Source organism: Streptantibioticus parmotrematis (genome assembly GCF_019890615.1).
GTDB classification, from domain to species: Bacteria; Actinomycetota; Actinomycetes; order Streptomycetales; family Streptomycetaceae; genus Streptantibioticus_D; species Streptantibioticus_D parmotrematis.
Genome location: NZ_JAINVZ010000020.1, coordinates 24,226 through 49,284, shown reverse-complemented (window position 1 = coordinate 49,284; position 25,059 = coordinate 24,226). Strand labels below are relative to the sequence as shown.

The following is a 25,059-nucleotide window of genomic DNA, read 5'->3' as shown; positions in this document are numbered from 1 at the left end:
CCCCGCCGCCCGGCCGACCGCCCGTCCGGCCGCCCTCCCCTGGCGCGCCCGGGGCGTCCGGCCTGATCATCGAACCGGGGGAAGCGTCGGGGGAACCGGGGGAGAGAGCGGGACGGGCCGTGGCACCTGGTGGATTCAGCAGACTTCCGAGCGGCAGCGTGGTGGTCGCGCTGACGCTGCCGCACCCCGACGCGGCCCGGCACGGCGGAACCGGCACGATACGCGTCCTGGTCCACGCCGCCAACCGCCAGCGCGCCCTGACCCGGGTACGGAACCTGGGCTTCCGCTCGGTCCGCCTCACCGGCAACGCCGAGCCGCCCACCCCTGACGAGATCTCGGCCGTCCTGCACCATCCGGACGGCATGGTCTGGCGCCGCAAGGAGGCGTGCGACACCGACCTGTGGCAGCCGCTGAGCGCCCTGCGCGCGTAGCCGCGGGTCCCCGGAGGCGCTACCCGCCCACCACGGGCTCGCCCACCAGCGTCACCCCGGCCCCGCGCATCTCCTCCAGCGCCCGCGCCGTGGTCCGCGCCGCCACCCCCGCGGTCAGCTCCAGCAGCACCCGCACCGTGAAGCCCTCGCGCACCGCGTCCAGCGCGGTGGCCCGCACGCAGTGGTCGGTCGCGATGCCCACGACGTCGACCTCCGCGACCTCCCGCTCCCGCAGCCACTCCGCGAGACCGGTGCCGTGCTCGTCGGCGCCCTCGAAGCCGCTGTACGCCGCCGCGTACGCGCCCTTGTCGAAGACCGCCTCGATCCCGCCGGACGCCACCGCGGGCGCGAAGTTCGGGTGGAACCCGGCGCCCTCGGTCCCGGCCACGCAGTGCCGCGGCCAGGTGTCCACGTAGTCCGGACGGGCGGAGAAGTGCGCGCCGGGATCCACGTGGTGGTCGCGGGTCGCCACCACGTGCCGGTAGCCCGGCTGCGCCTGGGCGACCAGGTCGGTGACGGCGGCGGCCACGTCCGCGCCGCCCGCGACGGCCAGGCTGCCGCCCTCGCAGAAGTCGTTCTGCACGTCCACCACGATCAGTGCCCGCTGCATGACGCCCGCCCTTCCCCGGTCGTACTCCCGTTCACGCGCCCGTTCATGCCGACGCTCACACGAATTCCGTGGGGATGACCGGCTCACCGCGCGACAGCTGGGTCGCCGACAGCGGCAGCCCGGCCCGCGCCTCGAGATGCCGGGTGCGCGCCGCCTCCAGCGGCTCGCGCCCCACGACCTCGCCGCGCACCACCAGCGGCACCAGCAACCGCCGGTCCTCCAGGTCGGCCGGGACCGGCCCGGTGCCGATCACCTCGGCCTCCGCCACGCCGTCCTCGTCCAGCCTGCGGGCCGCCCACTTGCGGCCGCCCACCGAGGTCTTCGCGCCCATCGACTTCTTGGCGACCGGCACCAGCCCGTCGCCCTCCTCACCGGCCCTGGCGACCAGCTTGTAGACCATCGAGCAGGTCGGGTGCCCGCTGCCGGTGACCAGCGAGGTGCCCACCCCGTACGCGTCCACCGGCGCCGCCGCGAGCGAGGCGATGGCGTACTCGTCCAGGTCGGAGGTGACCACGATGCGGGTCTTGGCCGCGCCCAGGTCGTCCAGCTGCTGGCGGACCCGGTGGGCGAGCAGCAGCAGGTCACCGGAGTCGATGCGCACCGCGCCCAGCTCGGGCCCGGCGACCTCGACCGCGGCCCGCACCGCCTCGGCCACGTCGTAGGTGTCGACCAGCAGCGTCGTGTCGCTGCCCATGGACTGCACCTGGGCGCGGAAGGCGTCGCGCTCGGTGTCGTGCAGCAGGGTGAAGGCGTGCGCGCTGGTGCCGACGGTCGGGATGCCGTAGCGGAAGCCCGCGGCCAGGTCGGAGGTGGTGGTGAAGCCGCCGACGTAGGCGGCGCGCGAGGAGGCGACCGCCCCGAGTTCGTGGGTGCGCCGGGCGCCCATCTCCATCAGCGGGCGCCCCCCGGCGGCCACCGCCATCCGGGACGCGGCCGCGGCGACCGCCGAGTCGTGGTTGAGGATCGACAGCACCACCGTCTCCAGCAGCACCCCCTCGGCGAACGTGCCCTCGACCCGCATGATCGGCGAGCCGGGGAAGTACACCTCGCCCTCGGGGTAGCCGTGGATGTCGCCGCGGAAGCGGAAACCGGCCAGCCAGTCGAGCGTCGCGGTGTCCACGACCTTCTCGCGGGCCAGGAAGCCCAGGACGTCGTCGTCGAACCGGAAGTTCTCCACCGCGTCCAGCACCCGCCCGGTCCCGGCGGCGACCCCGTAGCGGCGGCCCTCCGGCAGGCGGCGGGTGAAGACCTCGAAGACCGAGCGCCGGTGCGCCGCGCCGCTGTGCAGGGCGGCCTGCAACATGGTCAGCTCGTACCGGTCGGTGAACAGCGCCGTGGACGGCACGGCCACCGGCAGTCCCAGGGCGGAGCCGGTCAGCCGGTCGGGCCCGTCTGGAGAGTTCATGGCCGGATCCTACCCCCACTAGTCGTCAGAGTGACGATTTCCCTTCCTGTGATGATCGTACGGCGCGTCGGGCGGTGGGCGCCAAGGCCCCCGCGCGATCGCAACGGCCGCACCGAAGTGGCAGCATGGGGAACGTGAGTGTCGCCCCCGCGGAAATCGAGCAGACCGAGTCGAGCGAAGCGCCTTTCGAGGCGCCTTCCCCCGATGTCCCCTGGGTGACGGTCGTCCACAACGACCCGGTCAACCTGATGAGCTACGTCACCTACGTCTTCCAGGCCTACTTCGGCTACCCGAAGGACAAGGCCAAGAAGCTGATGATGGACGTGCACCACAAGGGCCGCGCCGCCGTCTCGACAGGCACCCGCGAGGAGATGGAACGGGACGTGCAGGCCATGCACGGCTACGGTCTGTGGGCCACGCTCACCCAGGACCGCTGACCCGACCCAGCTGGGAGACTTGACGGGCCTCATGGCCGGATACTTCGAAACCGCCCCCGACGGCGGCGCCGCGATCGCGCTGGACGAGGTGGAGATCTCCATCCTGCGCAGCCTCGCCGTCCAGTTCCTCGAACTCGTCGGCCCCGGCCCCGCCGGGCCCGAGCCGGGCGACGACCCGCTCGCCGAGCTGTTCGCCGAGGGACCCACCGAACGCCCCGCGGACCCCGCGCTGGCCCGGCTCTTCCCGGACGCCTACGTCGACCCCGAGGGCAAGGCCGACGACGAGGCGCTGGCCGCGTCCTCGGAGTTCCGCCGCTACACCGAGAACGACCTGCGCGCCCGCAAGCGCGACGACGCGCTCGCGGTGGTCCGCTCGCTCGACGCCCTCGACCCGGCCCGGGACCGCGCCGCGGTGCTCACCCTGTCCGACCAGGAGTCGCGCCGCTGGCTCGGCACGCTCAACGACCTGCGGCTGACCATAGGCACCCGGCTGGACGTCGACGAGGACCCGGACGGCGACCTGTACCGGCTGCCGGACGAGGACCCGCGCAAGCCGCTGATGATGGCGTACATGTGGCTCGGCGGCCTCCAGGAGACGCTGATCGAGACGCTGACGCCCTGACACCGACGCGGGGGAGTGGGCGTTCGCTCAGCGGACGCTCAACTCCGTATAACGATCGCGTCACTCACGCTGTCCGCCTTTGGTGGCATGCGCCCTTTTCGTCCCACGTGTGGTGTGGTGTCCGCCACCACCACGCTCCGTGGTGACCGAAAAGCCCGTGATAGGACTTCACGACCAGCCGCCAGGACGCCACCCCTGTCCCACGGTGGCGGGCGCTGGGCCGGCCGATCGCCGGCGCGCACTCCATCGGGGGCAGGACAGACGTGGAGAAAGGCGCAGCACACCATGACCTCGAAGCAGGTCACCTCGGCGATCGAAGATGCCGACGACGCCCGCAGCCGTGAGAGCGGCGACACCGACCGGACCGAGGCTCCGGCGGAGGGCTACCAACGCGGCCTGGGCAACCGGCAGATCCAGATGATCGCCATCGGCGGCGCCATCGGCACCGGCCTGTTCCTGGGCGCGGGCAAGGCCATCTCGAAGGCCGGACCCAGTCTCATCCTCGCCTACGCGGTCGTGGGCGTCGTCATCTTCCTCATCATGCGGGCGCTGGGCGAACTGCTCATGTACCGCCCGGTGTCGGGGAGTTTCTCGGAGTACGCGCGCGAGTTCCTCGGCCCGTTCTTCGGCTACGCGACGGGCTGGACGTACTGGCTGTTCTGGGTGGTCACCGGCATCACCGAGGTGACGGCCGCCGCCAACTACGTGGACTACTGGTGGCACGGCGTGCCGCAGTGGATCTCGGCCCTGGTCTTCACCGTCGTGCTCTACCTGGTCAACTTGATCAGCGTGAAGCTCTTCGGCGAGCTGGAGTTCTGGTTCTCCATGGTGAAGGTGACCGCGATCGTCGGCATGATCCTCATCGGGATCGGCGTGCTGACGCTCGGCTTCTCCAAGGCCGGTGACACCGCCTCGGTGAGCAACCTGTGGCAGTTCCACGGGTTCTTCCCGCACGGCGTCGGCGGCACGCTGATGACCCTGCAGATCGTGATGTTCGCCTTCCTCGCCGTCGAACTCGTCGGCGTCACCGCGGGCGAGTCCAAGGACCCGAAGACGACGCTGCCGAAGGCCATCAACACCGTCCCGTGGCGCATCGGCCTGTTCTACATCGGCTCGCTGATCATCATCCTGTCCGTCGTGCCGTGGACCGAGTTCTCGCCCGGCGTGAGCCCGTTCGTGGCCGCGTTCGGCAAGATCGGGCTGCCGCTGGGCGCGGGCATCGTCAACTTCGTCGTGCTGACCGCCGCGTTGTCGTCCTGCAACTCCGGCATGTACTCCACCGGCCGCATGCTGCGCGACCTGGCGCTCAACGGGCAGGGCCCGAAGGCGTTCGCGAAGCTCACCCGCAGCGGCACGCCCCTGCTCGGCACCAGCGCCTCGGCCGCCTTCATGCTCGTCGGCGTCTGGATCAACTACGAGTGGCCGTCGGACGCGTTCACCTACGTCGTCTCCTTCGCGACCATCTCCGGCATGTGGGCGTGGATCATGATCCTCGCCGCCCAGATCCGCTACCGCGCCAAGGCCGACCGCGGCGAGCTGCCGCGCTCCGGGTTCCGGATGCCGGGCGCGCCCTGGACCAGCTGGATCGCGCTCGCCTTCATCGGCCTGGTCATCGTGCTGATGGGCGTCGACAAGGACACCCGCGTCTCGCTGTACGTAGCGCCGGTGTGGGCCGCGATCATGGTCGTGTCGTACTACGTGCTCAAGGCGCGCACGCCGGAGGTCTTCGCGACAGGGGCCGTCGCGGAGGCGCTGCCCACGACGCAGGCGACGGTGGCCGAGGCGGCGGCGGACGCCGAGGCGTGAGCCGCGTCAGCGCGGAGCGTCCCATTCCGCGTTCCGCCTGATGAGACCGCCCCCGGACGGCCGGGGGCGGTCTGCCTATTCTGTCGCCCATGCTGACCCTCACCCAGGCCCTGCGCGACGAGATCGTCGCCCACGCCCGCGCCGACCACCCCGACGAGGCGTGCGGGATCGTCGCGGGCCCGGTCGGCAGCGACCGGCCCGAGCGCTTCGTGCCGATGCTGAACGCGGCCCGCTCGCCCACGTTCTACGAGTTCGACTCTACCGACCTGCTCAAGCTCTACCGCGATCTCGACGACCGCGACGAGGAGCCGGTGATCGTCTACCACTCGCACACCGCGACCGAGGCGTACCCGTCGCGCACCGACATCAGCTACGCCAACGAGCCCGGCGCCCACTACGTGCTGGTCTCCACCGCCGACACCGACGGACTCGGCCCCTTCCAGTTCCGCTCGTTCCGCATCGTGGACGGCGTGGTCACCGAGGAGCAGGTCGAGGTCGTGGAGTCCTACGCCTGACCTGCGCGTTCCGCCCGCGGCCCGGCCTCCTCGCGCCACTGTCCGGCTCAGGTCCCGGATGCTGGGACGGGCGTCTCGGCCCGTTGAGGGGAATCGATACGATGACCCCATGGTTCTCCACGACGTGAGCGAAGAGACGCCGGGCACGCCGCTCGCCGCGTTCGCTCGCGCCCACTGCGCCTCGGCCCTGCTGGGCGCCTTCGGGGGCGGAGCGGCGCGGCTGCACGTCGATCTGTGCCGCCTCGCCAGCGCGGCCTGTCCGCGCGCCTGACCCTGGCGTGACGGAACCGCGCGCCGAGCCGCCGCACGCATCGCCCCTCACCCACGACGATCACCGACGTCACGCACTCACGGGAGCCCACCCATGGCCATCGAGGTCCGCATTCCGACCATCCTGCGCACGTACACCGACGGGCAGAAGTCCGTCGAGGGCAGCGGCGCCACCCTGGACGAGCTGTTCAAGGACCTCGACACGCGCCACGCGGGCATCCGCGACCGCGTGGTCGACGGCGGCGAACTGCGCCGTTTCGTCAACGTCTACCTCAACGACGAGGACGTCCGCTTCCTCGACGGCATCGCCACCAAGCTCGGCGACGGCGACAACGTGACGATCCTCCCGGCGGTGGCCGGCGGCTCCGGCGCCCGCTGATGCGGTACGACAACCCGCTCGCGGCAGTCGGGAACACCCCGCTGGTCCGGCTGCCGCGGCTGTCGCCCTCCGCCAGGGTGTCGCTGTGGGCCAAGCTGGAGGACCGCAACCCCACCGGCTCGGTCAAGGACCGCCCCGCGCTGCACATGATCGAACAGGCCGAGCGCGACGGCACGTTGACGCCCGGCTGCACCATCCTGGAGCCGACCTCGGGCAACACCGGCATCTCGCTGGCGATGGCCGCCCGCCTCAAGGGCTACCGCATCGTGTGCGTGATGCCGGAGAACACCTCAAGCGAGCGCCGCGAACTGCTCGCCATGTGGGGCGCCGAGATCATCTCCTCACCGGCCGCGGGCGGCTCCAACACCGCCGTGCGGGTCGCCAAGGAACTGAGCGCCGAGCACCCGGACTGGGTGATGCTCTACCAGTACGGCAACCCGGCCAACACCGGCGCGCACTACGCCACCACAGGACCGGAGATCCTCGCCGACCTGCCCACCATCACGCACTTCGTGGCGGGCCTCGGCACCACCGGCACCCTGATGGGCGTCGGCCGCTACCTGCGCGAGAAGGTCCCCGGCGTCACGATCGTCGCCGCCGAGCCGCGCTACGACGACGTGGTCTACGGGCTGCGCAACCTCGACGAGGGCTTCGTTCCCGAGCTGTACGACGAGTCCGTGCTGAGCACGCGCTACTCCGTGGGCAGCGAGGACGCGGTGCGCCGCACCCGTGAACTGCTGCGCGAGGAGGGCGTGTTCGCGGGCGTGTCGACGGGAGCCGCCCTCCACGCGGCGCTCGGCGTGGCGGCGAAGGCGGTCAAGGAGGACCGGGACGCGGACATCGTCTTCGTCGTCGCCGACGGCGGCTGGAAGTACCTGTCCACCGGCATCTACACCGCCGAGACCACCGAGGCGGCCATCGAGGCCCTGCACGGCCAGCTCTGGGCCTGAGGGCTGGGGGCTCTGGGCTCCAGGGCTCCGGGCTGAGGGCTTGAGGGCTCCCGGGCTTGAGGGCTCCGGGCCTCAGGGGGTCCGCCTGACGGGTCCGCCTGCCCCTGCCTGTCGCTAGACCCGCTGGACCCGGCTCCACACGGCCGGGTCCAGCGGGCCGACCCGGCGCCGGAAGCCGTGCAGCGGCACCTGCCGGGTCTCCTCGGTCTCCAGGTACGAGATCCGGCCCTGGGCGTCGCCCACCGCGCCGGGCGGCAACGCGATCACGCCCGGCAGTTCGGCGTGGTGCTTGCTGGTGATCTTCACGACCCGGGCGACCTCGCCGCGCACCGACAGCACCAGGCACGGCCGGTCCTTCGCGCCCGGCCCGTCCTCGTACGGCACCTCGGCCCACCAGATCTCACCCGGCCGCGGCCGCTCGCCGACGCCCGTGGCCGGCGGGCCTCCCGCCGCCGGGCCGCGCGCAGGCCGTGCCCGCCCGGCCGGACGCCGCGACCCGGGCCTACCCGCCGGACGCCGCGTCGCCCCCGCGCGCGAACGCCGTCCGCCGTCCCGCAACCGCCCGTCGGCCACCGCCGCGACCAGCGCCAGCGCCACCACGACAAGACCCGCGACCCACCACGCCATCGGGCGCCCTCCCGTCTCCCGCCACCACGTCCGCGAGCCCCGACCGTACCGCCCCGAGCGCCGCGCCCGTCGGCCGCCGTTCACCGGGCGCGGGCGGACACCGACAGTGAGGAGGGGACCACACGTACTGGTGATTCCGCCCACAACGGCGCCTGGTGGAGGGGCGGCGAGGGGCACCGCGGCTTACCCTCGACTGCACATGGCGGCGCTTTCTGTCCACCGCCGGCGCCGTCCCCGCCCGTGGCCTCCGGCATATCGCGCTGCCCCAACCGAACCACGCAAGACCCCCGGACCCCCCTGGAGGCTCCTGCATGAAGCTCACCGTCGTCGGCTGTTCTGGGTCCTTCCCGTCCGCGGACTCAGCCTGCTCGAGCTACCTCGTAGAGGCCGACGGCTTCCGGCTGCTCCTCGACATGGGCAACGGGGCCCTCGGCGAGTTGCAGCGCCACTGCGGGCTGTACGACCTGGACGCGGTCGTCCTGAGCCACCTGCACGCCGACCACTGCATCGACATGTGCGGCTACTTCGTCGCCCGCTACTACCGGCACGACGGGGGAGTGCCCGAACCGCTGCCGGTCTACGGTCCCGAGGGCACCGAGGCGCGCCTGGCGACGGCGTACGGGGACGTGCCGGACGACAAGTGCATGAGCGAGGTCTTCGACTTCCGCACGCTGACGCCGGGGAGCTTCCGGGTCGGGCCGTTCACGCTGCGCGCCGAGCGGGTGCGGCACCCGGTCGAGGCGTACGGCTTCCGCGTCGAGCACGGCGGGCGCACCCTTACGTACTCCGGCGACACCGGCCCGTGCGACCCGCTGATCGAACTGGCCGACGGGGCCGACCTGTTCCTGTGCGAGGCGTCCTTCACCCACGGCAAGGAGGACGTGCCGGACCTGCACCTCACCGGCCGAGACGCGGGCGAGTACGCGGCCCGCGCGGGCGCGGCCCGCCTGGTCCTCACCCACATCCCCCCGTGGACCGACCCCAAGACCAACCTCACCGACGCCCGCACCGCCTACCCGGGCCCGGTCGAACTGGCGCGGTCGGGGGCGGTGTACGAGCTGTGACCGCCTCGCGGCGCCCGGCGGCCCTCGCCGCGGCACCGCAGGCCGAAGCACCGCGGGCCCGCCAGGAGATCCTGGCGGGCCCGCGGTGGTGAGGACGATTACTTCGTGATGTCCTCGATCTCCTCCTCCGGCTCGCGGCCGGGGGTGGGGAGGTTGAACTTGATGATCGCGAAGCGGAAGACCACGTAGTAGATCACCGCGAAACACAGTCCGATCGGGATGATCAGCCATGGCTTCGTCGCGAAGTGCCAGTTGAGCACGTAGTCGATCACACCGGCGGAGAAGGTGAAGCCCGCGTGGACGCCGAGCGCCCACGTCACCGCCATCGAGATCGCGGTCAGGACCGCGTGGATCGCGTACAGCACCGGCGCGATGAACATGAACGAGAACTCGATCGGCTCGGTCACGCCGGTCACGAACGCGGTGAGCGCGACCGAGACCATCATGCCGGTTACTGCCTTGCGGCGCTCGGGGCGTGCGCAGTGCGCGATCGCCAGGGCGGCGGCTGGCAGACCGAACATCATGATCGGGAAGAAGCCGGACATGAACTGTCCCGCGGTCGGGTCGCCCGCGAAGTAGCGGGTCAGGTCGCCGTGGACGATCTGGCCGGCCGAGTTCTTGTAGTCACCGATCTGGAACCACGCGACGGCGTTGACGAACTGGTGCATGCCGATGGGGAGCAGGCCACGGTTGACCAGGCCGAACAGGCCCGCGCCGAGGGCGCCGAGGCCCGTCATCCACTTGCCGAAGCTGCTGATCGCGTCACCGATCGGCTGCCAGCCGAGAGACACCAGCACACCCATGGCGGTGCCGACGAAGGCCATGATGATCGGCACCAGGCGACGGCCGTTGAAGAAGCCCAGCCAGTCGACGAGCTTGGTGCGGTGGAACCGCTGCCACAGCACGGCTGTCAGAAGACCCAGGACGATGCCGCCGAGGACGCCCGGATTCTGGTACGTCGCCGCGGTGACCGTCGTCCCCTGCACGCACGCACCGCTCAGCGAGCCCGTCGACGTGAACGTCTGGCCGGCGCCGCACGAGATCGGGAACTGGTGGATCACCGTGTAGTAGACGAGGAAGCCCACGACCGCGGCCAGCGCGGTGGACCCGTCCGACTTCTTGGCGAAACCGATCGCCACGCCTATGCAGAACAGCAGCGGCAGGCCGAGCGAGGCGTCGAGCAACGCACCACCGGCGCCCGCGAAGACCTTGGCGACGTTGTTCCAGTGCAGGCCCGTCTTGCCGAAGACGTCATCCTGCCCCAGGCGGAGCAGGATGCCGGCGGCGGGGAGCACGGCGATCGGCAACTGCAGGCTGCGGCCGACCTTCTGCAAACCCTGGAACACTCCGGACCCGCGCTTCTTGGCGGGCGCCGCCGGGGTGGCGGTGTCCGAACTCATCAGAGATTCCTCCTGGAGGCAGGCGGGCTCCGGGGGAATGGGGACGGCCCGCACTGTGGTCTACACCACTGAGTGGTGTAGACCAGTTCTAACATGTCAGGGGCGGGTAAAGGAACGCGCGGCCGAGCGCCCGAAGGTCACGCTTGGACAACCATGCGGAGTGCTCTCGTTCCGTCACGCCGTGAGGTCGGTGCGATGTGCGCCACGCCATCGCCCTGGGGCCCTGACGGTGCCCCAGTCGGCCCGTTCCGCTCGGCGCCACGGAGGCCCGGGTTCGCGGAGGTCCCGCCCGCGTGCGAACCAGGAAGTCGCAGTGGACGACAGAAGCATAGATCGGTCGGAATGATCAAATTCGGACTTGTCGTCCGGCTAGCAAGGGCGGGGCATTCCGCGCCGCGCGGGAAACGTGAAGGCTCCGATCCGCCTGGTGCGCCGACCGGCGCGCACCTCGCTTTGCCGGAGCCGTAAAGTGGTGTAGACCAGCTTCGCACGCTTGCGCCCTCGTCAGGACACCACGGCGGACCAGGCCGTTTCGACCGTCGATCGACGTCGTTCGGCACCCGCCGTCCCTCCGCGAAGGCGGGTCATACGTGCGTTACGGTGTGGAACCGTCACCAGCGTGCGCAACAGGACGCGACAGGGAGTGGACATGGCCAGCAAGGCTGAGAAGATCGTCGCCGGTCTCGGCGGGCTCGACAACATCGAGGAAGTCGAGGGCTGCATCACGCGTCTGCGCACCGAGGTCCACGACGCCTCGCTGGTCGACGAGGCCGCGCTCAAGGCCGCCGGCGCGCACGGTGTGGTCAAGATGGGCACCGCGATCCAGGTCGTCATCGGCACCGACGCCGACCCCATCGCCGCGGAGATCGAAGACATGATGTGAGCCCCACCCGCTCACCGACGCGGGGCCCGCTTCCGAAGCCGGAGCGGGCCCCGCTTCGTGCGCCGGGCCCCGCGCCCCGCGTCGGCCGCGACGGATAGGCTCGGTCGCATGTCTCGTATCGACGGCCGTACCCCCGAACAGCTCCGCCCCGTCACCATCGAACGCGGGTGGAGCAAGCACGCGGAAGGCTCGGTGCTCGTCTCCTTCGGCGACACCCGCGTCCTGTGCACCGCCAGCGTCACCGAAGGCGTGCCGCGCTGGCGCAAGGGCAGCGGTGAGGGCTGGGTGACCGCGGAGTACGCCATGCTGCCGCGCGCCACCAACACCCGCGGCGACCGCGAGTCCGTCAAGGGCCGCATCGGCGGCCGCACCCACGAGATCTCCCGCCTCATCGGCCGTTCCCTGCGCGCCGTCATCGACTACAAGGCGCTCGGCGAGAACACCGTCGTCCTCGACTGCGACGTCCTCCAGGCCGACGGCGGCACCCGCACCGCCGCCATCACCGGCGCCTACGTGGCCCTCGCCGACGCCGTCGCCTGGGCCCAGGAACGCAAGCTGATCAAGGCCAAGGCCCAGCCGCTCACCGGCGCGGTCAGCGCGGTCAGCGTCGGCATCGTGGACGGCGTGCCGCTGCTCGACCTGTGCTACGAGGAGGACGTGCGCGCCGAGACCGACATGAACGTCGTCTGCACCGGCGACGGCCGCTTCGTCGAGGTGCAGGGCACCGCCGAGGGCCAGCCGTTCGCCCGCGCCGAACTCGACGCCCTGCTCGACCTCGCGGTGGCCGGCGCCGCCCAGCTCGACGGCGTCCAGCGGGCCGCGCTCGCCGTGACGCGGGGCTGACCGTGCGCGCTCCCGCACTCGCCGCCACCGCCGCGGCCGCCCTGGCCCTGCCGCTGCTGGCCGCCTGCTCGGGCTCCAGCAGCAGCACCCAGGACTGCCCGACCGTCGCGCACACCGTGCAGACCCAGGTCGCCAAGCTCGACGCCGCCGTGAAGAAGAGCGCGAGCGACCCGCGCGACGCGGCGACCGTGCTGAGGCAGATCCAGACCAACCTGGACGACATCGCGGGCCACACCGGCGACTCCGGCACGGCCGCCAGCAAGGCCCTCGGCGACCTCTCGCTCGCGGTCTCCAACGTCAAGAACGAACTGGACAAGGGCCAGCCGGTCGACATCGCCCCGGTCGACCGCGGCGCGTCCGAACTGACCACGGCCTGCCCGAAGAAGTGAGACCGCGCACGACCGGGTGACGGAGCGGGGGCGCGCCGCGCGGGCGCGCCCCCGCCTCTCCTGGCGTCAGCGCGCCGCCGGGGCGCCACTCCCGCACGCCGTACCGCTCTCGTACGCGCCGCCCCTCGCGTACGTGTCGACGTCGCGGGCCGTGCCGCTTTCGTACGCGCCGCCGCCCGCCGCTGCCCGTTCCGGCTCGGGCGCCACCGCCGCCGAAGGCTCCCGCGTCCCGCGCCGGGCGGCCGCGCGGTGGGTCACCGTCACCACCAGCGCCGCGCCGAGCGCCGCGCCCGCCACCAGCGCCCAGCCGCGGTGGAACGCGGCCAGTGCGTGCGGCTGCGGCGCGGCCAGCAGTGCCACCAGCACCGCCACCCCGATCGCGCTGCCGACCTGCCGGGACATGTTGAGCACCGCGCTGCCCGTCGTCGCCCGGTCCGGCGGCAGCGTGCCGGCCGCCGCGAACATCGGTGCCTGCGCCAGCCCCGCCCCCGCCCCGCCCAGGAACAACCCCGGCAGGAAGTGCGTCGCGTACGCGGGATGCGCGGGCGCCAGCACCAGCCAGAAGACGGCCGCCAGCGCCAGCAGCGCCGTACCCGTCGCCGCGGGCAGCACGCGCCCGAACCGGCCCGTGATCCGCCCGCTGTTGACGGCGAACGCGGCCGACGTCAGCGGCCCCGGCACGATCGCCACCCCGGCGCGCAGGGCGCTGTAGTGCCACACGTCCTGGAGGAAGAGCACCGTGATCAGCAGCCACGCGCCGAACGCCACGAAGAACAGCAGCAGCGCCACGCTCGCCCCGGTGAACTCCCTGCCCCGGAACAGGCTCGCCTCGACCAGCGCCCGCGGATGCCGCAGCGAACGCCGCACCGTCACCACCGTGGCCAGCGCCGCCGCCGCGAGCAGCCCCACCACCCCGGCGCTGCCCCAGCCCCAGGCGGGACCCTGCACCGTCGCCAGCACCAGCAGCGTGACGGCCGCCAGCAACGACACCGTGGAGACCGCGTCCGGCAGCCGGGCGCCGCGCCCGGCGCGTATCTCCGGCAGCACCCGCAGCCCCGCGACCACGGTGACCACGCCGATCGGCACGTTGACCAGGAAGATCCACCGCCAGTCCACCGCCACCAGCACGCCGCCCACCGGCGGCCCGGACGAGGCGGCCACCGCCGCGACCCCTGCCCAGACGCCGACGACCAGGGTGTGCTGCCGGGGCGGGAACGACGGCAGCAGCAGCCCCAGCGAGGTCGGCACGATCATCGCCGCGCCCACCGCCTGCACGGCCCGGCCGCCGACCAGCACCGGCAGCGTCGGCGCCAGCGCGCACAGCACCGACGCCAGCGTGAAGACCACGACCCCGGACAGCAGGAACAGCCTGCGCCCGTAGTGGTCGGCGAGCCGCCCGGCCGGGACCAGCAGCGCCGCGAAGACGATCGCGTACGCGTTGAGCACCCAGGACAGGCCCGACAGCCCGGCGCCGCCGAAGGAGCGGCTCATCGCGGGCACGGCGATGTTCACGATGAACAGGTCGAGTTGCGCCATGAACGCCACCGCCGCCAGCACGGCGAGTACCGGCCACCGGCGCGGATGCCCCGCCTCGGACCGTGTCGCCTCAGTCGCCATCACGCACCACCTGGGATGTCGGAGGATTGGTTCATTCACTGAACCAAGCTGATGGTCCGACCGTAGCATGTTCGGTTCGCTGAATGAACCGATCGGGCGATATGCTGGAGCCATGGCACTCCCGCGCGACTACACCGGACAGGCCTGCTCGCTCGCCCGCGCCCTCGAGGTCGTCGGCGAACGCTGGACCCTGCTCGTCGTCCGCGACGCCTTCTTCGGCGTGCGGCGCTTCGGGGACTTCGCCGACCACCTCGGCATCCCGCGCGCCGTCCTCACCGACCGGCTCGCGTCGCTGACCGCGCAGGACGTGCTGGCCCGGGTGCCGGGCGCCGGGCGGCGCTCCGAGTACGAACTGACCGCCAAAGGCGTCTCGTTGTGGCCCGTGGTGCGCGGGCTGATGGCGTGGGGCGACGACCACTACGGCGAGAAGGGCCCGCGCCGGGTCTTCCTGCACGCGCCGGACGGCGGCGCCGTCGGTCCCGGCGGACACTGCGAGGGCTGCGGCGCGGACGTGTCCCCGGCGGACGTCGTCGTGGCCCCCGGCCCCGGACTGCCCCCGGCGTCCCCCGACGACGACCCGGTCACCGCCGCCCTCGCCGCCCCGCACCGGCTGCTGACGCCGCTGCGGGCGGGGTGAGAGGCGGACCGCCCTCGGGCGGACGGGCTCGTGACCGGGGCGGACGGCATAATCGCCCCATGCAGCGTCTAGTCCTCGCCACCCGTAACGCCCACAAGGTCACCGAACTGCGCGCGATCCTCACCGGCGCCGGCCTCGACGTCGAACTCGTCGGCGCCGACGCGTACCCCGAGATCCCCGACGTCAAGGAGACCGGTGTCACCTTCGCGGAGAACGCGCTGCTGAAGGCACACGCCCTCGCCGGCGCCACCGGCCTGCCCGCGGTCGCCGACGACTCCGGGCTCTGCGTGGACGTGCTGGGCGGCGCGCCCGGCATCTTCTCCGCGCGGTGGGCCGGCCGGCACGGCGACGACGCGGCCAACCTGGCCCTGCTGCTCGCCCAGCTCTCCGACATCGCCGCGCCGCACCGCGCGGCACACTTCGCCTGCGCGGCGGCGCTCGCCCTGCCGGACGGCACGTCGCGCGTCGTCGAGGGCCGCCTCGACGGCACCCTGCGCGAGACCCCGGCCGGTGAGGGCGGCTTCGGCTACGACCCGATCCTCCAGCCCGACGGCGAGACCCGCACCTGCGCGGAGCTGACCCCGCAGGAGAAGAACGCCATCAGCCACCGCGGCAAGGCGTTCCGCGAACTGGTGCCGGTGGTACGGGAGTTGATGGGCTGAAGAACGAAGGGCGTGGCATCCGTCGGATGTCACGCCCTCGGTGGTGGGCCCGGTGGGACTCGAACCCACGACACACCGGACCTAAACCGGCGCCCTCTTCCAGCTGGGGTACGGGCCCGCCGCCGTCACTCTACCGGCCACGCCTCACCGGCCGCGCCACCGGGCGAAGTTCCCCGTCTGGCTGTGACAGGAGGGGCACAGGTGACGCAGATTCTCGATCCGGTTGTCGTCGCTGTCCCCGCTGACGTGGTCGATCTCCAGGACGAGACGGCGGCCGTGCCACACCTCTCCCGTGCCGCACTTCGCGCAGCGTGCGGGCACGCCCTTCTCCCGCAGCGCTCGGCGCAGCAGCGCACTCTTCACCCGCGGGGAGCCCGGCGGCAGCGCCCGGAGGATCTCGTCCGCCGACTTCCGTCGTGGCGAGGGCCGACCGCGGTTGTGCGCCTGGCCGAGCAGTCCCCGCACGGGTACGCCGTAGGCGTCGAGGTAACGCTTGATCCGGGCGCGGGAGGCACCGCCCGGCACGAGACCCAGCCTGCGCGTCACCTCGGCCAGGCTGCGCGCTCCGGACACGGCTTCACGCAGTCGTGCCTCGTCCAGTCGGCCACCGCGCCCATCGGCGCCGTCGAAGTGCGAGGTGTCGATGCCGAACCGCTCGATCCTGCGCTTGAGGTGGCCGTACGTGCTCGAGTACGGCGGCACGCCGAACCATTCGACGACCTCGCGGAAGGAGTGGGCCCGCGCCACGGCTTCCTCCAACGCCGCACGGGTGTAGCTGCGCCGTTCCCGGGGCGGCGGGGCCTCGGCGGCGAAGTGACGGGTGTCGATCCCGTGGTGCGCCAGCCTCCGGCGCAGATAACCCAGTGGTCCGGAGCCGAGGGGGCCGCCCAGCCGACGCAGTGCGTCCACCAGGCTGCTCGACTCGGCCGCCACGACGGCCAGGCGGTCGGCGGTCCAGCGAGGGCGGTGACCGTCGCGGCTCACCGGAGCGCTCCGCGTCGTTTGCGGCCGCGGAAGGTGTCCGTGGTGGCATGGCAGTTGGGACACAGGATGCGCAGATTCTCGATCCGGTTGTCCCACCAGTCGCCGTTGAGGTGATCGACCTCCAGACGCAGGGGCTCGCCCATCCACCAGGGACCCGTCCGGCACAGGGCGCAGGCCTCGGGTATGCCGGTGCGCAGCAGCGCCTTGCGGAGTCGGGCGCCTGGTATCCGTCCGTCGCCGGGTGAGCCGAGCACCAGAGGGTCCGCGCGCGCCCGCTTCCGTCGCCGGACCTCGCCATCCCGGGCGCCACTCGTGAAATGGGACGTGTCGATGCCCAGTCGGGCGATCCGGCGGCCGATGTGCGCCTCGTTGCCACCGACCGGGCCGACGCCGAGACGGCGGACGACCTCGGCGATGCTGTGCGACACGGCCACGGCTTCCCGCAGTCGCCGTTCGGTGTGACGGACCGCCCCGCTCCGCAGGTGGGAGGCGTCGATCTCCCAGCGGGCGATGAGCTTGCGCACGTACGCGCGTGAGCCGTTGGTGGGTCTCCCGCCGCACCGGACGATGACCTCGGCCAGGCATTCCGCCTCAGCGACGGAAGCCGCCAACTCCGTCCTGTCGTACGTCGCCGTCCGTCCGGTCCTGATGGTCTCCATGACCCTCCCCCTCCGTTTCACCCGCCCTCGTACCGATGAACGAGTCGAACGGGCGATCGGTTACGGGGGGGTGAGGAACGGAATTCAGCGGGGCCCAAGGCGGGCCGGCCGGGTCAGAAGCGGGGTTCCGGGGACTGGGACTGGACCATCTCGGCCGCTTCCTCCTTCGTGGCGACCGCCGGCGGGGAGCCCTCCAGGGGCTGGCGGGCCGTCTCCCGCATGCAGGCCACCGCGATCACGCCCACCAGCGCCGCCGCCATCGCGTAGTACGCGGGCGTCATCTTGCTCCCGGTGAGGCCGATCAGCGCGGTGATCACCAGCGGCGTCGTGCCGCCGAACAGCGACGTCGAGACGTTGTAGCCGATGGACAGCGCGCCGTACCGGGTCTGGGTCGGGAAGAGCGCGGGCAGCGCCGCCGACATCGTGCCCAGCAGGCACAGCAGCGACAGCCCCAGCATCAGCATGCCGGCCACGATCGCGATGATGCTGCCCTGCCGGACCAGCAGGAACGCCGGCGCGGAGAGCACCAGGAAGCCCAGCATGCCCGCCATCAGCAGCGGCTTGCGGCCGAAGCGGTCGTTGAGGCGGCCCACCTGGTTGATCAGGCACATCATCGCCACCATCACGAGCAGCAGCACCAGCAGGCCGTGCGTCGCGCTGTAGTCGAGCTCGTCGCTGAGGTAGGTCGGCATGTACGACAGCAGCATGTAGTCGGTGACGTTGTACGCCGCGACCAGCGCCACGCACAGCAGCAGCCGCGGCCACTGCTCCACGAAGATCGCTCGGAACTCGCCCTTGGGCAGTGTCTCCACGCCCTGCGCGGCCTCCGTCGCCTTGACCGGCGGCGCGTCGTTCTCCAGGCGCTGGAAGGCCGGGGTCTCGTCCAGCTTCAGCCGCAGGTACAGACCGACCGCGCCGAGCGGACCGGCGACCAGGAACGGCAGACGCCAGCCCCAGGAGGTCATCGCGTCGTCACTCAGCACCGCGGTGAGGAAGGTGACCAGCCCGGCCGCGCCCACGTAGCCGGCCAGCGTGCCGAACTCCAGGAAGCTGCCGAAGAACCCGCGTCGCTTGTCGGGCGCGTACTCGGCGATGAACGTGGAGGCGCCACCGTATTCGCCGCCGGTGGAGAAGCCCTGGATGAGCCGGAAGAGGATCAGCAGGGCGGGCGACCAGAAGCCGATCGCCGCGTAGCTGGGGATCAGACCGATCGCGAAGGTGCCGATGGCCATCATGATCATTGTGACGGCCAGCACGGTCTTGCGGCCGATGCGGTCGCCCAGCGGGCCGAAGAACGTGCCACCCAGCGGCCTGACCAGGAACGCCACCGCGAACGTCGCGAAGGACGACAGAAGGGAGGTGGTGTTACTGCCGGACGGGAAGAAGACGTGACCGAGGGTGGCCGCCAGGTAGCTGTAGATGCCGAAGTCGAACCACTCCATGGCGTTGCCGAGCGCCGCGGCCTTCACGGCACGTTTGACGGCCCGCTCGTCCGTGACCGTGATGTCGGTCCTGCGCAGACGGGGGTTCCTCCGGCGTTCGATGGCCTGGAAGAGCGTCCGGTGGCGGCGGTACGCCGCCGGATCGACGGTCTCCTCGGTCGTCACAGCTGGGTTTCCTTTCGTCGGCCTGCCAGGAGGTGGCCAGGCAAAAGGAACGTCTTTACGTTTTGGCCTCCGGTAAACCCATGTTTTCTGGGGCGGGAAACGGTCGTTCATTAAGGGTGGGTATATGGGTATTTATAGGTCTTGGGCGGGTTTTTGGCTCGTTGTGGGGGCGAAGGCCGTCGGCCGGAAGGTGGCTGTCCTGCGGCCCGCCCCGGGTACCCCAGGGGCGGCGACCGGGGCCGCCCGCCGAGTGCCGGCCGGTGGCCCCGGGCTCGGATGCCTCGGGTACCTCAGATGCCCAGGTCCTTGATGATCTTGGCTACATGGCCGGTGGCCTTGACGTTGTACAGGGCGCGCTCGACCTTGCCGTCCTCGTCGACGACGACCGTGGAGCGGATGACGCCCGTCACCGTCTTGCCGTAGAGCTTCTTCTCGCCGAACGCGCCGTACGCCTCCAGGACCTTCTTGTCCGGGTCGGCGACCAGCGTGACCTTCAGGTTCTCCTGGTCGCGGAACTTCGCCAGCTTCTCCGGCTTGTCGGGCGAGACGCCGATGACGTCGTACCCGGCGCCCGTCAGCAGCTGGAGGTTGTCGGTGAAGTCGCAGGCCTGCTTGGTGCAGCCCGGGGTGAGCGCGGCCGGGTAGAAGTAGACGATGACCTTGCGGCCCTTGTGGTCGGCGAGGGAGACCTGGTTGCCGTCCGCGTCCGGCAGGGTGAAGGCGGGGGCGGTGTCGCCGGGCGTCAGGCGCTCGCTCATGGCTGGACTCCTCGTTCGTGCGCGGGGTACGCGGTAGCGGGTGTACGGCGAAGAGCCTAGACGGGGTGCCGAGGGGCGCGCCGGGACGCGAGCTGACAGACTGTCCGCACGGCAGGGACGGTACGGACCCAAGGTGACGGAGGCAGCGCGGTGTCGGAAGGCAGGACTCCGGCTCAGATCGAGGCGGACATCGTCCGCAGGCGGCAGCAGCTCGCCGTGACGCTGGACGAGATCGGGGTGCGGGTGCACCCGAAGACCATCACGGACAACGCGAAGGCCTCGGTACGCGAGGCCGTGGACCGCACGGCCGGCCGTGCGTACGTGGCGGTGAACCGCGCCGTGTCGGGCGTGCGTGCCGAACTGGTGTCGGAGGACGGCGCTCCGCGCCTGGAGCGGATCGTGCCGGTCGCGGTCGCGGCGGCGGCCCTGGTGGTCGTCGTCGCGGGGTTGTCGTCGCGGCGCAGGAACAAGTAGTCCCGGCGCGGGAACACCCAGCGGCGGGAAGCGAGCAGCGGGGGCGGGCCGGGCGCCGGGGGACGGCGCCCTTCCCGGCGGCCCCCGCCACGTGCGGCGCGGACGCCGGGTAACGTCGTGCCCGTGAGTGCGAACACGTCCATCGACACGCCCGGCAGCGGGCACGACAAGCTGCCCATCCGCATGCTGCACGACCGGGTGCTGGTGCGTACCGACATCCCGGAGGGCGAACGGCGTTCGTCCGGCGGCATCCTGATCCCCGCGACCGCCGCCGTGGGACGCCGTCTGGCGTGGGCGGAGGTCGTCGCCGTGGGGCAGAACGTCCGCACGGTGGAGATCGGCGACCGGGTGCTGTTCGACCCGGAGGACCGCGCCGAGGTGGAGGTCCGAGGGGTCGCGTACGTGCTGATGCGGGAGCGCGACCTGCACGCGGTGGCCGCCGAGCGACTCCAGGGCGCGGACGACTCGACCGGGCTGTACCTGTAACGCGACATCTTTCGCCACGCGACACCTTCGTTAAGCGACGCCTTCCTACGGAAAAGGGGCGGCGGCCGCATCGGCCGCCGCCCCCTCGCACGTCCGCGTCGGCAACAGGTCCGCGTCAGCAACAGGCTCGCGTCAGCCCGCGGGTGGTGGTCCGCCCGCCCCGCCCGGACCGCCGCCGCCCGCGGCGCCCATCGTGGTGCCGCCGTCCGTCCCGGCGATCGTGCCGCCGTTCGTCGTGCCGCCGGAGGGGCCGACCGTGCCGCCGGGGCCGCCGTCGGTGCCGCCGGAGGTGTCCCCGCCGTTGTCGCCCCCGTCGGTGCCGCCGGAGGCGCCCGCGTCCAGGCCGCCGTCGAGCCCGCCGGTGAAGCCGCCGCCGGACGGGCTCATGCCGGGCGGGGAGGACGGTTCGCCGGGCGGGGTGCCCGGGGGCTGGGACGGCGGGGTGTCGGTGGGCGGGCTGCTGTCGGGCGGGGCGCTGGGGGAGGGGCTCGCGCCGGGTTGCAGGTGCAGGTCGAAGTCGGGCACGTTCACGCCCTTGAGGGCGGCGGCCGTGTAGTCGGCCCAGATCTGGGCGGGGAAGCCGCCGCCGTTGACCCGGTCGAGGCCGGTCGCGCCGTACAGCGGTTCCTGGGTGCCGGTGGTGGAGTTCTGGCCCATCACCGCGACGACGGTGACCAGGTCGGGCGTGTACCCGGCGAACCAGGCCGCCTTGTCGTCCTCCGCGGTGCCGGTCTTGCCGGCCGCCGGGACGCCCGCGGCCTGGGCGGCGGTGCCGGTGCCGTCGGGGGCGTCGACCACGTTCTGGAGCATGGAGGTCGTGGTGTCGGCGGCCTGGCGGCTCACCGCGGGCTTCGGGACGCGTTGCGGCAGCCGTACCGTGTGGCCGTCCTTCACGATTTTCGTGACGAGGGTGTACGGCAGGTAGCTGCCGTGGTCGTCGAGGGTCGCGTAGGCCTGGGCCATGTCGAGCGGGCTGGCGGTGGCGACGCCGAGCGCGATGGACGGGTAGGCGCTCAGGTTCGGGGTGGTGGCGGGCAGGCCGAGCGAGACAGCCGTGGACTTGACCTTGGAGGATCCGACGTCCTCGGCCATCTGCGCGTAGACGGCGTTGACGGACTGGTTGGTGGCCTGCGCGACGGTGATGTCGCCGTAGTCGACGTCGTCCTCGTTGTCCGGCGCGTAGCCGATGGGGCCGTTCGGGCCCTGTACCTGGCGGCCGTTGGTGCCGTCGTAGACGGTGTCGGGGGTGATCGGGTCGCCGTCCTGGGTGGTCGAGCCGTTCTGCACGGCGGAGGCGAAGACGAAGGGCTTGAAGGTGGAGCCGACCTGGTAGTCGCGGCGGGTGGCGTTGTCGACGTACTGCTTGGTGTAGTCGACGCCGCCGTAGAGGGCGACCACGTTCCCGGTGGCCGGGTCGATGGAGGCGCCGCCCGCGCGCACGTAGCGGTCGGTGCCGGAGTCGCCGAGTTTGCCGAGGAGTTGGTCCTGGGCAGCGGCGGTGAAGTCGTCCTCCCTGGATTTCTCGATGGTCGTGGTGATGCGGAAGCCGCCGGCGTCCAGGGTCTGCTCGTCGATGATCTTGTTGTCGACCAGGTAGTTCCTGATCGCCTCGACGAGGTAGCCGCGCTGGCCGGACAGGCCGGAGGGCGCGCTGGACTGCACCGGCTGCGGGAAGCGCAGGGACGCACGGGTGGGAGCGGCGAGCCAGTGTTCCTTGACCATGCCGTCCAGCACGTAGTTCCAGCGGGCCACCGCGCGGTCCTTGTTCTGCGGGTTGGCCACCACGTCGTACGCGCTGGGGGCGTTGAGCAGGGAGGCGAGGTAGGCGCCCTGCGCGGTGTCGAGTTGCGAGACGTCCTCGCCGTAGTAGGCGCGGGCGGCCGCCTGGATGCCGTAGGCGTTGCGGCCGAAGTAGCTGGTGTTCAGGTAGCCCTCGAGGATCTGGTCCTTGCTCTGTTCGCGGTCGAGCTTGATGGCGATGAAGAACTCCTCGACCTTGCGCTTCACCGTCTGCTGCTGGTTGAGGTAGTAGTTCTTCACGTACTGCTGGGTGATGGTGGAACCGGACTGGATGCCCTTGCCGGTCACGGTGTCCCACGCGGCGCGCACCATGGCGCGCGGGTCGATCGCGGACTCGTGGTAGAAGTCCCGGTCCTCGGCGGCCAGTACGGCCCGCTGCACGGTCTTGGGCACCGCGCTGAGCGGCACGTTCTCCCGGTTGACGGTGCCGCTGCTGGCGATCTGGGTGGTGCCGTCCGCGTAGAGGTAGATGTTGCTCTGCGCGGTGGCGGAGGCGTTGGCGGGCGGGATCTTCACCAGCAGGTAGCCGGCGGCGAAGGCGCCGCACAGCAGCAGGAGCAGCAGCAGTGCCCCGCCGAACACCATCCGCCAGGTGGGCAGCAGCCGCCGCAGGCCGTGCCGCTTGCGGCGCGCCCTGCGTTCCGCCCGGCGCGCCGCCCGGTCGCGCGGCCGGTCCGCGCCGTCGCCCGCCCCGGGCGGCCCGGCGGGCTCGTCGCTGCTCATGTCTGTACGGACTCCTCGGGTCCCGCGGGGGTTGTGCCGCGGGTGGCGGGCGCGGCAGGCGCTGTGGCGTCCGCCGGGCGGTGGGCTGGTCGACCGGAAAACACTGTTTCATCCCCTTGGGTAACGTTCGCCGGTAACGTCATGTGTCGCGATCCTCGCACGGGTATGTCGCGAAGCCGTGGCAGCGCGGGACGTCACCGCTTCGTGGCAGTCCGAACGGCTGTGTCGTTCCACGACAGGGGCGGGGAAAACCACTGGCGGCCCGTCAGACGCCACGCCTAGGCTTTCGCGCTTCGGCCGGAATCGGACAGGGCGGGAGGCGGAGGGGCATGCGGCTGTACGCGGCCGTGCTGGTGAGGGGCTTCCGGCGTTACGCGACCTACCGTACGGCGACCCTCGCCGGAGTGTTCACCAACACCGTCTTCGGTTTCGTCATCGCCTACACCTACATCGCGCTGTGGCGGGTGCGCCCGCATCTGGGCGGCTACGACCTCGGGCAGGCCGTGACGTTCGTCTGGCTCGGGCAGGCGATGCTGATGACCACGGCGCTCTTCGGCGGCTTCGAGGCCGAGCTGATCGACCGCATCCGCTCCGGCGACGTGGCGACCGACCTGTACCGCCCCGCCGACCTCCAACTGTGGTGGCTGGCACGGGACATCGGCCGCGCCGGGTTCCACCTGCTGGGCCGGGGCGTGCTGCCGATGGCCGCCGGAGGCCTGTTCTTCCCGCTGGTGTGGCCCGCGTCGCCGGGCGTGTGGGCGGCGTTCCTGCTGGCGGTCGCGCTGGGCGTCGTGATCAGCTTCGCGCTGCGCTACCTGGTGGCGCTGGCCGCCTTCTGGCTGCTGGACGGCACCGGGATCGTGCTGCTGGCCTCGCTGGCCGCGATCTTCTTCTCCGGCATGCTGCTGCCGCTCACCGTCTTCCCCGGCGCACTCGGCGTGCTGGCCCGCGCGCTGCCGTGGTCGGCGCTGCTCCAGGTGCCCGCCGACGTCTACCTGGGCCGCGACACCGGTGCGCGACTGGCCTCCGCGCTGGGCTTCCAGGCGGTGTGGGCGGTGGTCCTGCTGGGCGCGGGACGGCTGGTGCAGTCGGCGGCGACGCGCAGGGTGGTGGTGCAGGGTGGGTGAGGTCTCGTACGCACCGGAAACGGAGGCGGTCGGCACCGACGCGGGTCCGTACGCCGCGCGGTGGCCGCTGCGCGACCGGCTGCGCGAGGCGGTCGCCGGTTGCCGCGCGTATCTGCTCATCGCCGGTATGTGGTCGCGTTCCACGCTGACGTATCGCGTCTCGTTCCTGATGACCGTCGTCGGCAACGCGTGCATGACCGCGCTGGATTTCGTCACGATCGCGATCATCTTCGGGCACACCCGCACCCTCGGCGGCTTCACGCTCGCCGAGACCGCGTTCCTGTACGGGAGTTCGGGCGTCGCCATCGGGCTGGCCGATCTGCTGCTGGGCAGCCTGGACGGGCTGGGGCGCAGGGTGCGCGACGGGACGGTCGACGCGCTGCTGGTGCGGCCAGTGCCGATCTTCGCGCAGGTGGCCGCCGACCGCTTCGCGCTGCGGCGGCTGGGACGGCTGACGCAGGCGGCGGTGGTGCTGGTGTGGTCGCTGATCCGGCTGCACGTGGCGTGGACCCCGGGCAGGGCGCTGCTGCTGCCGGTGATGGCGGTCAGCGGCGCGGCGATCTTCGGCGCGTTCTACACCGCGGGCGCGGCGTTGCAGTTCCGCGCGGGCGACGCGGCGGAGGTGCAGAGCTCGTTCACCCACGGCGGCGGCACGATGACGCAGTACCCGCCGACGCTCTTCGCCAGGGAACTGGTGCGCGGCGCGGTCTTCGTCGTGCCCGTCGCCTTCGTCAACTGGATGCCCGCGCTGTGGATCCTGGGCAGGCCGGAGCCGCTCGGGCTGCCCGGCTGGACGGGATGGCTGTCCCCGGCGGTCGCGCTCGCGGTGTGCGCCCTGGCGGGACTGGCCTGGCGCGCGGGCCTGAGGTCGTACCGGAGCACGGGGAGCTGAAC

The 25,059-nt window shown here is 71.9% G+C and carries 28 protein-coding genes and 1 tRNA gene; 18 read left to right on the top strand and 11 right to left on the bottom strand.

What is annotated here, in order from left to right; all coding sequences use genetic code 11:
- Positions 1-119 precede the first annotated feature (119 nt).
- A complete protein-coding gene (locus K7472_RS24510) occupies positions 120-431 on the top strand; it encodes a hypothetical protein (protein ID WP_222980715.1) in 312 nt (103 codons plus the stop codon).
- A 19-nt stretch (positions 432-450) separates the two neighbouring features.
- Here the strand turns inward: K7472_RS24510 and K7472_RS24505 are convergent, their stop codons facing one another.
- Together K7472_RS24505 and K7472_RS24500 are read right to left on the bottom strand one after the other, a co-directional pair.
- Complete coding sequence (locus K7472_RS24505; protein WP_222980714.1) at positions 451-1,041, bottom strand: isochorismatase family protein; 591 nt, start codon at positions 1,039-1,041, stop codon at positions 451-453.
- A 55-nt stretch (positions 1,042-1,096) separates the two neighbouring features.
- Positions 1,097-2,446 (bottom strand): nicotinate phosphoribosyltransferase, encoded by a 1,350-nt coding sequence (locus K7472_RS24500; protein ID WP_372458041.1) that lies wholly within the window; start codon positions 2,444-2,446, stop codon positions 1,097-1,099.
- A 125-nt stretch (positions 2,447-2,571) separates the two neighbouring features.
- On the opposite strand from K7472_RS24500, the gene clpS reads away from it, so the two are divergent.
- The 7 genes from clpS (at position 2,572) to K7472_RS24465 (ending at position 7,425) form a co-directional block, all read left to right on the top strand.
- Positions 2,572-2,883 carry an ATP-dependent Clp protease adapter ClpS gene (gene clpS, locus K7472_RS24495; RefSeq protein WP_222980713.1) on the top strand — a complete coding sequence of 104 codons (312 nt, stop codon included), beginning with the start codon at positions 2,572-2,574 and terminating at the stop codon, positions 2,881-2,883.
- 31 nt (positions 2,884-2,914) lie between these two features.
- Positions 2,915-3,505, top strand: coding sequence for a DUF2017 domain-containing protein (locus tag K7472_RS24490; protein ID WP_222980712.1), 591 nt, complete (start codon positions 2,915-2,917; stop codon positions 3,503-3,505).
- A gap of 285 nt (positions 3,506-3,790) precedes the next feature.
- Positions 3,791-5,311, top strand: coding sequence for an amino acid permease (locus K7472_RS24485; protein ID WP_222980711.1), 1,521 nt, complete (start codon positions 3,791-3,793; stop codon positions 5,309-5,311).
- Positions 5,312-5,400: 89 nt separating this feature from the next.
- Positions 5,401-5,826, top strand: coding sequence for a M67 family metallopeptidase (locus K7472_RS24480; protein ID WP_222980710.1), 426 nt, complete (start codon positions 5,401-5,403; stop codon positions 5,824-5,826).
- Positions 5,827-5,935: 109 nt separating this feature from the next.
- The gene (locus K7472_RS24475; protein ID WP_358229851.1) at positions 5,936-6,097 is read left to right on the top strand and encodes a putative leader peptide; all 162 of its coding nucleotides are present in this window, start codon (positions 5,936-5,938) and stop codon (positions 6,095-6,097) included.
- A gap of 93 nt (positions 6,098-6,190) precedes the next feature.
- Positions 6,191-6,475 (top strand): MoaD/ThiS family protein, encoded by a 285-nt coding sequence (locus K7472_RS24470; protein WP_222980708.1) that lies wholly within the window; start codon positions 6,191-6,193, stop codon positions 6,473-6,475.
- On the top strand, positions 6,475-7,425 hold the full coding sequence (locus tag K7472_RS24465; protein ID WP_222980707.1) for a PLP-dependent cysteine synthase family protein: 951 nt from the start codon (positions 6,475-6,477) through the stop codon (positions 7,423-7,425). The genes K7472_RS24470 and K7472_RS24465 overlap by 1 nt, the downstream gene beginning before the upstream one ends.
- A gap of 114 nt (positions 7,426-7,539) precedes the next feature.
- On the opposite strand, the gene K7472_RS24460 is transcribed toward K7472_RS24465, so the two are convergent.
- Positions 7,540-8,052 (bottom strand): type II toxin-antitoxin system PemK/MazF family toxin, encoded by a 513-nt coding sequence (locus tag K7472_RS24460; RefSeq protein ID WP_222980706.1) that lies wholly within the window; start codon positions 8,050-8,052, stop codon positions 7,540-7,542.
- A 311-nt stretch (positions 8,053-8,363) separates the two neighbouring features.
- Between K7472_RS24460 and K7472_RS24455 the strand changes: the two genes are divergently transcribed.
- Positions 8,364-9,116 carry an MBL fold metallo-hydrolase gene (locus tag K7472_RS24455; protein WP_222980705.1) on the top strand — a complete coding sequence of 251 codons (753 nt, stop codon included), beginning with the start codon at positions 8,364-8,366 and terminating at the stop codon, positions 9,114-9,116.
- A 98-nt stretch (positions 9,117-9,214) separates the two neighbouring features.
- Here the strand turns inward: K7472_RS24455 and K7472_RS24450 are convergent, their stop codons facing one another.
- Positions 9,215-10,516, bottom strand: a complete 1,302-nt coding sequence (locus tag K7472_RS24450; RefSeq protein ID WP_222980704.1) for a PTS transporter subunit EIIC — start codon at positions 10,514-10,516, stop codon at positions 9,215-9,217.
- Between the two features lie 619 nt (positions 10,517-11,135).
- Here K7472_RS24450 and K7472_RS33275 point away from each other — a divergent pair.
- The 3 genes from K7472_RS33275 to K7472_RS24435 all read left to right on the top strand — a co-directional run bounded on the left by K7472_RS33275 (position 11,136) and on the right by K7472_RS24435 (position 12,631).
- The gene (locus tag K7472_RS33275; protein ID WP_275124586.1) at positions 11,136-11,399 is read left to right on the top strand and encodes a PTS sugar transporter subunit IIB; all 264 of its coding nucleotides are present in this window, start codon (positions 11,136-11,138) and stop codon (positions 11,397-11,399) included.
- A 108-nt stretch (positions 11,400-11,507) separates the two neighbouring features.
- A complete protein-coding gene (gene rph, locus K7472_RS24440) occupies positions 11,508-12,242 on the top strand; it encodes a ribonuclease PH (RefSeq protein WP_222980703.1) in 735 nt (244 codons plus the stop codon).
- A 2-nt stretch (positions 12,243-12,244) separates the two neighbouring features.
- Positions 12,245-12,631 (top strand): hypothetical protein, encoded by a 387-nt coding sequence (locus K7472_RS24435; RefSeq protein WP_308014070.1) that lies wholly within the window; start codon positions 12,245-12,247, stop codon positions 12,629-12,631.
- Between the two features lie 66 nt (positions 12,632-12,697).
- Here the strand turns inward: K7472_RS24435 and K7472_RS24430 are convergent, their stop codons facing one another.
- Positions 12,698-14,248 carry an MFS transporter gene (locus tag K7472_RS24430; RefSeq protein ID WP_222980702.1) on the bottom strand — a complete coding sequence of 517 codons (1,551 nt, stop codon included), beginning with the start codon at positions 14,246-14,248 and terminating at the stop codon, positions 12,698-12,700.
- Between the two features lie 112 nt (positions 14,249-14,360).
- On the opposite strand from K7472_RS24430, the gene K7472_RS24425 reads away from it, so the two are divergent.
- Positions 14,361-14,885 carry a winged helix-turn-helix transcriptional regulator gene (locus K7472_RS24425; protein ID WP_222980701.1) on the top strand — a complete coding sequence of 175 codons (525 nt, stop codon included), beginning with the start codon at positions 14,361-14,363 and terminating at the stop codon, positions 14,883-14,885.
- A 59-nt stretch (positions 14,886-14,944) separates the two neighbouring features.
- Positions 14,945-15,547, top strand: a complete 603-nt coding sequence (gene rdgB / locus K7472_RS24420) for an RdgB/HAM1 family non-canonical purine NTP pyrophosphatase (protein WP_222980700.1) — start codon at positions 14,945-14,947, stop codon at positions 15,545-15,547.
- Between the two features lie 41 nt (positions 15,548-15,588).
- On the opposite strand, the gene K7472_RS24415 is transcribed toward rdgB, so the two are convergent.
- From K7472_RS24415 to bcp, 5 genes are all read right to left on the bottom strand, one after another.
- Positions 15,589-15,665, bottom strand: a tRNA-Leu gene (locus K7472_RS24415).
- 26 nt (positions 15,666-15,691) lie between these two features.
- Entirely contained in the window at positions 15,692-16,531 is an 840-nt protein-coding gene (locus K7472_RS24410) for an HNH endonuclease (protein WP_222980699.1), read from the bottom strand.
- Entirely contained in the window at positions 16,528-17,190 is a 663-nt protein-coding gene (locus tag K7472_RS24405) for an HNH endonuclease (RefSeq protein ID WP_222980698.1), read from the bottom strand. The genes K7472_RS24410 and K7472_RS24405 overlap by 4 nt, the downstream gene beginning before the upstream one ends.
- 113 nt (positions 17,191-17,303) lie before the next feature.
- The gene (gene proP, locus K7472_RS24400) at positions 17,304-18,797 is read right to left on the bottom strand and encodes a glycine betaine/L-proline transporter ProP (protein ID WP_308014069.1); all 1,494 of its coding nucleotides are present in this window, start codon (positions 18,795-18,797) and stop codon (positions 17,304-17,306) included.
- Positions 18,798-19,087: 290 nt separating this feature from the next.
- A complete protein-coding gene (gene bcp, locus K7472_RS24395) occupies positions 19,088-19,555 on the bottom strand; it encodes a thioredoxin-dependent thiol peroxidase (RefSeq protein ID WP_222980696.1) in 468 nt (155 codons plus the stop codon).
- 150 nt (positions 19,556-19,705) lie between these two features.
- Here bcp and K7472_RS24390 point away from each other — a divergent pair, with 150 nt between their 5' ends.
- Both K7472_RS24390 and K7472_RS24385 read left to right on the top strand, forming a co-directional pair.
- Positions 19,706-20,029: a DUF3618 domain-containing protein gene (locus K7472_RS24390; protein WP_222980695.1), complete on the top strand. Its 324-nt coding sequence runs from the start codon at positions 19,706-19,708 to the stop codon at positions 20,027-20,029.
- A 183-nt stretch (positions 20,030-20,212) separates the two neighbouring features.
- Positions 20,213-20,515: a GroES family chaperonin gene (locus K7472_RS24385; RefSeq protein ID WP_109447561.1), complete on the top strand. Its 303-nt coding sequence runs from the start codon at positions 20,213-20,215 to the stop codon at positions 20,513-20,515.
- A 132-nt stretch (positions 20,516-20,647) separates the two neighbouring features.
- On the opposite strand, the gene K7472_RS24380 is transcribed toward K7472_RS24385, so the two are convergent.
- On the bottom strand, positions 20,648-23,038 hold the full coding sequence (locus tag K7472_RS24380) for a transglycosylase domain-containing protein (RefSeq protein ID WP_222980694.1): 2,391 nt from the start codon (positions 23,036-23,038) through the stop codon (positions 20,648-20,650).
- A 329-nt stretch (positions 23,039-23,367) separates the two neighbouring features.
- Between K7472_RS24380 and K7472_RS24375 the strand changes: the two genes are divergently transcribed.
- Positions 23,368-24,165 (top strand): ABC transporter permease, encoded by a 798-nt coding sequence (locus tag K7472_RS24375; protein WP_222980693.1) that lies wholly within the window; start codon positions 23,368-23,370, stop codon positions 24,163-24,165.
- A gap of 127 nt (positions 24,166-24,292) precedes the next feature.
- Positions 24,293-25,057, top strand: coding sequence for an ABC transporter permease (locus K7472_RS24370; protein WP_222980765.1), 765 nt, complete (start codon positions 24,293-24,295; stop codon positions 25,055-25,057).
- Positions 25,058-25,059: the final 2 nt, after the last annotated feature.

Bases quoted from the DNA above. Each gene is read 5' to 3' on its own strand.
- K7472_RS24505 (WP_222980714.1), bottom strand. From the start codon at position 1,041: ATGCAGCGGGCACTGATCGTGGTGGACGTGCAGAACGACTTCTGCGAG.
- K7472_RS24500 (WP_372458041.1), bottom strand. From the start codon at position 2,446: ATGAACTCTCCAGACGGGCCCGACCGGCTGACCGGCTCCGCCCTGGGA.
- clpS (WP_222980713.1), top strand. From the start codon at position 2,572: ATGGGGAACGTGAGTGTCGCCCCCGCGGAAATCGAGCAGACCGAGTCG.
- K7472_RS24490 (WP_222980712.1), top strand. From the start codon at position 2,915: ATGGCCGGATACTTCGAAACCGCCCCCGACGGCGGCGCCGCGATCGCG.
- K7472_RS24485 (WP_222980711.1), top strand. From the start codon at position 3,791: ATGACCTCGAAGCAGGTCACCTCGGCGATCGAAGATGCCGACGACGCC.
- K7472_RS24480 (WP_222980710.1), top strand. From the start codon at position 5,401: ATGCTGACCCTCACCCAGGCCCTGCGCGACGAGATCGTCGCCCACGCC.
- K7472_RS24475 (WP_358229851.1), top strand. From the start codon at position 5,936: ATGGTTCTCCACGACGTGAGCGAAGAGACGCCGGGCACGCCGCTCGCC.
- K7472_RS24470 (WP_222980708.1), top strand. From the start codon at position 6,191: ATGGCCATCGAGGTCCGCATTCCGACCATCCTGCGCACGTACACCGAC.
- K7472_RS24465 (WP_222980707.1), top strand. From the start codon at position 6,475: ATGCGGTACGACAACCCGCTCGCGGCAGTCGGGAACACCCCGCTGGTC.
- K7472_RS24460 (WP_222980706.1), bottom strand. From the start codon at position 8,052: ATGGCGTGGTGGGTCGCGGGTCTTGTCGTGGTGGCGCTGGCGCTGGTC.
- K7472_RS24455 (WP_222980705.1), top strand. From the start codon at position 8,364: ATGAAGCTCACCGTCGTCGGCTGTTCTGGGTCCTTCCCGTCCGCGGAC.
- K7472_RS24450 (WP_222980704.1), bottom strand. From the start codon at position 10,516: ATGAGTTCGGACACCGCCACCCCGGCGGCGCCCGCCAAGAAGCGCGGG.
- rph (WP_222980703.1), top strand. From the start codon at position 11,508: ATGTCTCGTATCGACGGCCGTACCCCCGAACAGCTCCGCCCCGTCACC.
- K7472_RS24430 (WP_222980702.1), bottom strand. From the start codon at position 14,248: ATGGCGACTGAGGCGACACGGTCCGAGGCGGGGCATCCGCGCCGGTGG.
- K7472_RS24425 (WP_222980701.1), top strand. From the start codon at position 14,361: ATGGCACTCCCGCGCGACTACACCGGACAGGCCTGCTCGCTCGCCCGC.
- rdgB (WP_222980700.1), top strand. From the start codon at position 14,945: ATGCAGCGTCTAGTCCTCGCCACCCGTAACGCCCACAAGGTCACCGAA.
- K7472_RS24405 (WP_222980698.1), bottom strand. From the start codon at position 17,190: ATGGAGACCATCAGGACCGGACGGACGGCGACGTACGACAGGACGGAG.
- bcp (WP_222980696.1), bottom strand. From the start codon at position 19,555: ATGAGCGAGCGCCTGACGCCCGGCGACACCGCCCCCGCCTTCACCCTG.
- K7472_RS24385 (WP_109447561.1), top strand. From the start codon at position 20,213: ATGCTGCACGACCGGGTGCTGGTGCGTACCGACATCCCGGAGGGCGAA.
- K7472_RS24380 (WP_222980694.1), bottom strand. From the start codon at position 23,038: ATGAGCAGCGACGAGCCCGCCGGGCCGCCCGGGGCGGGCGACGGCGCG.
- K7472_RS24375 (WP_222980693.1), top strand. From the start codon at position 23,368: ATGCGGCTGTACGCGGCCGTGCTGGTGAGGGGCTTCCGGCGTTACGCG.
- K7472_RS24370 (WP_222980765.1), top strand. From the start codon at position 24,293: ATGTGGTCGCGTTCCACGCTGACGTATCGCGTCTCGTTCCTGATGACC.